Origin of the sequence: Diplocloster agilis (genome assembly GCF_019042275.1) — a bacterium.
In the GTDB taxonomy this organism is placed as follows: Bacteria; Bacillota; Clostridia; order Lachnospirales; family Lachnospiraceae; genus Diplocloster; species Diplocloster agilis.
In genome coordinates this window covers 45,283-51,282 of record NZ_JAHQCW010000041.1, presented here as the reverse complement: position 1 = coordinate 51,282, position 6,000 = coordinate 45,283, and the positions used below count along the sequence as shown (strand labels likewise).

2 protein-coding genes and 1 tRNA gene are annotated in these 6,000 nt (G+C 50.9%); 2 read left to right on the top strand and 1 reads right to left on the bottom strand.

Annotated features, from left to right (window positions below; translation table 11 throughout):
* The first annotated feature begins 31 nt into the window (after positions 1-31).
* A tRNA-Lys gene (locus KTH89_RS19730) sits at positions 32-104 on the top strand.
* Positions 105-142: 38 nt separating this feature from the next.
* On the opposite strand, the gene KTH89_RS25260 is transcribed toward KTH89_RS19730, so the two are convergent.
* Entirely contained in the window at positions 143-361 is a 219-nt protein-coding gene (locus tag KTH89_RS25260; protein ID WP_408639972.1) for an Abi family protein, read from the bottom strand.
* Between the two features lie 266 nt (positions 362-627).
* Here KTH89_RS25260 and KTH89_RS19725 point away from each other — a divergent pair, with 266 nt between their 5' ends.
* Entirely contained in the window at positions 628-5,997 is a 5,370-nt protein-coding gene (locus tag KTH89_RS19725) for a fibronectin type III domain-containing protein (RefSeq protein ID WP_238722838.1), read from the top strand.
* The last annotated feature ends 3 nt before the right edge of the window (positions 5,998-6,000 follow it).

Sequence of the window (6,000 nt, the reverse complement as noted above, 5' to 3'; positions counted from 1 at the left end):
TAGCGGAAGATCCGCTTATATAGGGCATTGTGGGATATTAGCTCAGTTGGTAGAGCACTTGACTTTTAATCAAGTTGTCCGGGGTTCGAATCCCCGATGCCTCAGTTGTTAAAAAAGCTGTGACCGCAGTATATATGCGGGTTCACAGCTTTTTGTTATTCTGAGAAAAGAACATATATTCGTCTTGGTTATTGCCGTCAAAATGTCGTATCTCAATCCACAGGGCTACAAGACTCTGACACCACATCTTAATCATAAGAACGCGAAGTTTCTGATCAAAGTAGTAAATCTGCTCTAGACGCTCAAAGGTTGTACCATCAAAACATTTATCTGTCTGTCTTTTTATCCATAAATGGTAGATAGTATGCAGAGAAACGATAGTAACTTACCTGTTCAAGAAATTTTTGGCAGCTCAGATGGTCTTTAATTATGAGGAGTTAGGGGAGTTGAAGGGCCGAAGGTCTTTGTTCTTTCGATAGTAAAGAGCAGCACGCAAAAAGTGTGACTGCCGTGTGATTATTCATTGACAGTTATTGTAAAAAAATGGTAGTATAGATCGTATAAACAGTGTTCATTAGAATACTGTTTTTTCGTTTTATAAGTAAATGAGGGAAAGGAATGAGGGATTTGAGGAAATTAATAGCCTGGATGCTGGTGCTGCAATGTTCGTTGCAGTTATTCGCCGCTCCACCCGCTTATGCGTCTGTGGCGCCGGAGACGCCGGGAACGCATACCGAAGCGGGGCAGGACGGTTTGAACAATGTGCTGCCCAGCGAGACGCCGGCGGGAGCACAGACAAATCAGGGGCCGGAGAGCACACCGGCTGTCACGCCAACTGCCACGCCTACAGTCACGCCGGCTGTATCGCCTGCAGTGACGCCTACTGCCACACCGGCTGCCGCACCGGAAGGCGGATCACCAGCGGTGACGCCGGAAGGAACAGCCTCTAATGGGGCGGTTACCAGTGAAATGCGGCCAGCTGCGCCGGAGGAACAAAAGACAGGAGATACCGGAAATAATAAGAATACAAAGGTTGACAATACCTGTGCATTAACAGTGGAAATAGGTTTCCTGCTGCCGGAGGCGAAAAAAGAGCTGCATGTCTCTATACAGCCTGGGCAGGGGGAAGCGCTGGTGAAGACATTGGCCCCGATTACCGCCGAAGGCACAATCAATAAGCAGGCGGCAGTATTCGAGCAATTGCCGACGGGAAAATACAGTTTAAAACTGTGGGGTCCCGGGTATGAAACTTATACCCAGCAGCTTTCGTTAGACACAGAGGGGCTGTCCTACCGGGCCGTGTTCATGAACAGCCACGAGATGGACGAGTCCTACCGGGCGCAGGAAGCGCATCCCGGAGTGATCGGATATGGGGACGTGAACGGCGACGGGAAGATCGATGATTCGGACAAGGACAAGCTGATAGCGGCTTTGAAAGGGCAGGAAGCCGGCGGCTCCTGTGACCTGAACGAGGACCAGCAGGTGGATCTGGCGGATCTTCAGTATTTTACCGCCAACTATCAGGCGGCTCCCCTGGAAGCCGTGCCGTATCGGACGGTTCTAACTTCCGGGATGCAGGTGCAGGTTACTGAGCCGAACGTGACGGTTCATGGGGAACTAAAGGATATCCTGGAGGATAACGGATCCTACGTAAGCATGGGACTTGGCGCAGATCAAGATATTACTCCGGAACAGCCGGTTCAGCTTGAGATTGAGACCGGTTCTGTTGTCATGGAAGGATTTGCGATACATCCGCCGGTAAACTCGGATAACCGGATTCAGGAGGCAGAGATTACGCTTACGCTGGAGGACGGCAGTACGCTTAACTGTCCCGTACGGACTAAGGCGGCCTATTTCCGGGCCAGATCGTTAGGGCCTGAAGCGGTTATCGAAGCGGACGGAACGATTGTTGTAAATCTGGGTAATCAGATCGCGGTGAAAAAAATCACGATCAAAGTGACAGATACCAGCAGCAAGAAGCTGGCGGATATCGCTCAGGTGGAATTTTTGAACCAGATGGAAGACCGGATTCCGGCGCCCCAGATGAATATTCCGAAGAATCTGACTGCAGAACCGGGCAGCCGGGAGATTACGGTCAAATGGAGCCGTGAGACCAATGTGACCGGGTATGAGGTGAAAGTGACCAGCGGGGATAATACCCAGATCTTTTTCACTGCACAGAACAGTCTGAAGATCACCACTTTGAATAATGAGAAGCTTGAAAATAAAGTGGCTTATGAGATCAGCGTCCAGTCTGTCAATGATGAGTGGCGAAGCGGCTACTCCGAATCCATTGAAGCGGTTCCGGTGGCCACCAAAGTGCCGGACCCTCCCGAAAATGTCTCGGTAGCCAGTCTGTACAGAGGATTAAAGATTTCGTGGAAGAATATGAAAGATACGGACTCCTATACCCTGTACTACAAGAAAGACGGAGAGAGCCAGTATCAGGAGGTTTCCGGAATAAAAACAGTCACTTATAATCTGGAGGGGCTTAATAACAATACAAAGTATTATATTTATCTGACCGGCACCAATGAGGTGGGGACCAGCAAGGCGTCTGCCATTTACACGGGAACCACGAAGAACAGCCAGGTCAAGGTTACCAGGTACCAGCTGATTAACCGTCAGAAAGAGGGAAGCCCGCTGACGGATCATATCGAAAGCGTCACCACGGACGGATATCTGCAGGGCCAGTACCCGGACGGGTTTGATCCGGCCTGGGTGGTGGACGGCGATTATGACACCTATTATTATTCCAACTCCAATGCACAGCTGGCGGGAGTGACGGTTACTTTTGACCGGGAATATACGATGGATCATCTGATCCTTTCCGCTTATCAGGGGGAAGGATACGGTTCATTTGCAAAATGGCAGATCACTGTATGGGATGCGCAGGGGGCCGAGAACGTGTATGGCAGCGGGGATATCGGTAAGGGTGTTACGACTGCAGGCGTGTCCGGGGCGTCGAATACCATTCAGGTAAACTTCCCGAAATCAGAGGTGAAGAAGATCCGGGTACGCTATACCAGGTATTACGCAGATCCCGTCACCATATCGGAACTGAACTTCTATGAATACAGCCCGTTGGAAGACGAGATCAACGCCCTCTGGCAGGATGATCTGCATATGATACTGAAAGATTCGGTTACGCTTGACGGCCTGAACGATCTGAGAGACCGGGTGAGCGCGCCTGACGCGGTGAGCGGCGATCCGCACCCGAAGAAAGACCTGCTTCTGCGGGAGTTGGATAATGCGGTGGCGGTTCTGAACGATACCGGTCTGGACGCGCCGTTGTCCATCGATACAGCCGTTTCCTCCGCGTATGACGGCCAGACGGGATTTGCCGGCGGATTGAATTCCGGGCAGTCCCTTGGGGTTGTGGCCAGAAGCGGGGAAGTGCTGAATGTCTATGTGGGAAGCGCCGGTAAGAAAACAGGAGATAACACGAATCTGCGTCTGGTAGCCACTCAGTACCATGCGGAGGCCAGCGCCTGGAGCAAGACCGTGGTTGAAACCCTGAAAGTGGGTATGAACGAAGTGGCAATTCCCCAGATCTCCAGCCTTAATATGGAACTGGGCGGTTCCTTGTACATAGAATATAAGGGGAACAACGCGAACGAAAAATACAGCGTCCGGGTAAGCGGAGGAACAGCCATACCGGTACTGGATCTGTCGAAAACAGCAGAAAGTGACCGGATGGCGAAGATCACGGCATATGTGGAGAAGTTAAATTCCTACACGGACGGATTGGAACAAAGACATCAGCAGGAGCATGAAAAAGAAGGTACGAACTGTAACTTTGCTTACCGGCCTCAGGATTGTATCAATAATGAGACGGAAATCGTTCTGGACCGGGTGCTTTTGTCCGTGCCGGCCACACAGATTCTGGCAGGGCTTGGAACAGGCACGATAAATGAGCAGGCGCAGCAGTTGAACCGTTCCATGGACGCCATGGAACGTATGGTGGACCTTTTTTATCAGCATAAAGGACTGGGTACCTATACCCAGGAGCAGAAGAACAATCCGGACTTTATGGCGGCCTATGGCAATAAGAATAACCTTCCGGTCACCAGACTGAATATCCGTTACATGAGAATGTTCAGCGGCGCGTTTATGTACGCCGGAGGAAAACATATCGGAATAGAGTTCGGCTCTGTCAGCGGCCTGTCCGCTTCCCCTTCCCTGGTCAGTGAGGAAAACGGGAAATGGTCCGAGGGCAGATTCTTCGGCTGGGGAATCGCTCATGAGATCGGACATGAAATCAATCAGAGCCAATACGCCATAGCTGAGATTACCAACAATTATTTCTCGGTGCTGTCCCAGGCTCATGATACCAACGACAGCGTCCGCTTCCGGTACGAGGATGTCTATGAGAAAGTGACTTCCGGCACGGCGGGAAGGGCGTCCAATGTATTTACGGCGTTGGGTATGTACTGGCAGCTGCATCTGGCTTACGATAAGGATTATAACTATAAGACGTATGAGGATTACGAGGAACAGTTCAAAAACCTGTTTTTTGCCCGGGTTGACGCGTACGCCCGGAATACGGCTATTGCCCCGGCACCCGATGGTGTGAAGCTCACTCTGGAAGGAAAAGACGTGGATAATAATCTGATGCGTCTGTCCTGCGCGGCCGCCCAGAAGGATCTGCTTTCCTTCTTTGAACACTGGGGAATGACGCCCAATGAGACGACCCGGGCTTATGCCGCCCAGTTTGAGAAGGAATCCAGGCCGATCTGGTATATCAACGATGAGGCCAGAGCCTACACCATCGAAGGAAATGCCTCCACAGCCGCTCAGGCGTCGGTACAGGCATCTTTGGAGCATCAGGGCAATGCAACTCAGGTGAAACTGAATCTCAGTCTACAGGGCGCGGATAAGTCGTCCATGCTGGGGTATGAAATCAGCCGCAATGGAAAAGCGGTGGCATTTGTCACAGCCGATCAGGATCAGTATACGGATACCATTGCAACGGTGAATAACCGGGTATTTACCTATGAAGTGACGGCCTATGATAAGTGGCTGAATGCCGCGAAGCCGGTAACGCTTGAACCGGTTAAGATCTCCCACGACGGAAGTCTGGACAAGACGAACTGGATCGCGCAGACGAATATGTCCTCCGAGGAAGATACGGCAGAAGTGGGAAGCGATGACAATCCGGAGCCCGGAGTGGTTTCGGCTGTCGATAAAATTATCGACCAGGATTATGAGAATGTGTATTCCGGATCGGTGAAAAGCGGCAACGCTGTGATAACGCTTAATTTCCAGGAACTGCTTACGGTTGCCGGCTTCAAGTACACAGCCGGAGCAACCGGAACTCCGATTAAAGATTATGAGATTCAGGTAAGCGCGGATAACCAAAATTGGGAAACGGTGAAGACCGGAACCTTTGTTCTGGATGAAAACCGGACGGCGTTGGTTTATTTTAACAAGGAGAATGACAGCTGGCTCTATACCTATGACGCCTCTTATCTGCGCCTGACGGCAAAGAATCAGAAACAGGTATCCGTATCCGAAGTGGACGTATTAGGGCCCTCCGGTGATAATGTGGAGTTGACAGAGGAAGGAATCGGGATATTAAAATCCGATTACGTGCTGGATCAAAGTACAGGAGACAAAATCCCGAAGGGGTCCCTGATCTTCACCGGCGGCTATAAAGGAAATCCGGCCTACAATGCGCTGAAGCTGTATAACCAAAAAGATGAGCTGATCGAAGGAGTACAGGTAATCTTTGCGGATGTACCGGCCCATGGCGAACTTGGAGAGACGGAAAACGGTTATTGGGTTTATTATATAGAGCCGGATCAGCTGAATAATGTCATGACGGAAGGAATCAGCAAGATCCGGGCCGAACTCTACCGTGTGGACGACGCCAACACGAATCTGGGTGAAAGACTGGTAAGCGACACGCTGTGGACTACCATGCCGGTTAATCTGCCCGATATCGAACTGAATGGGACCGGGTCCCGGTATCAAATGGAGGATCAAACGAAATGAAGG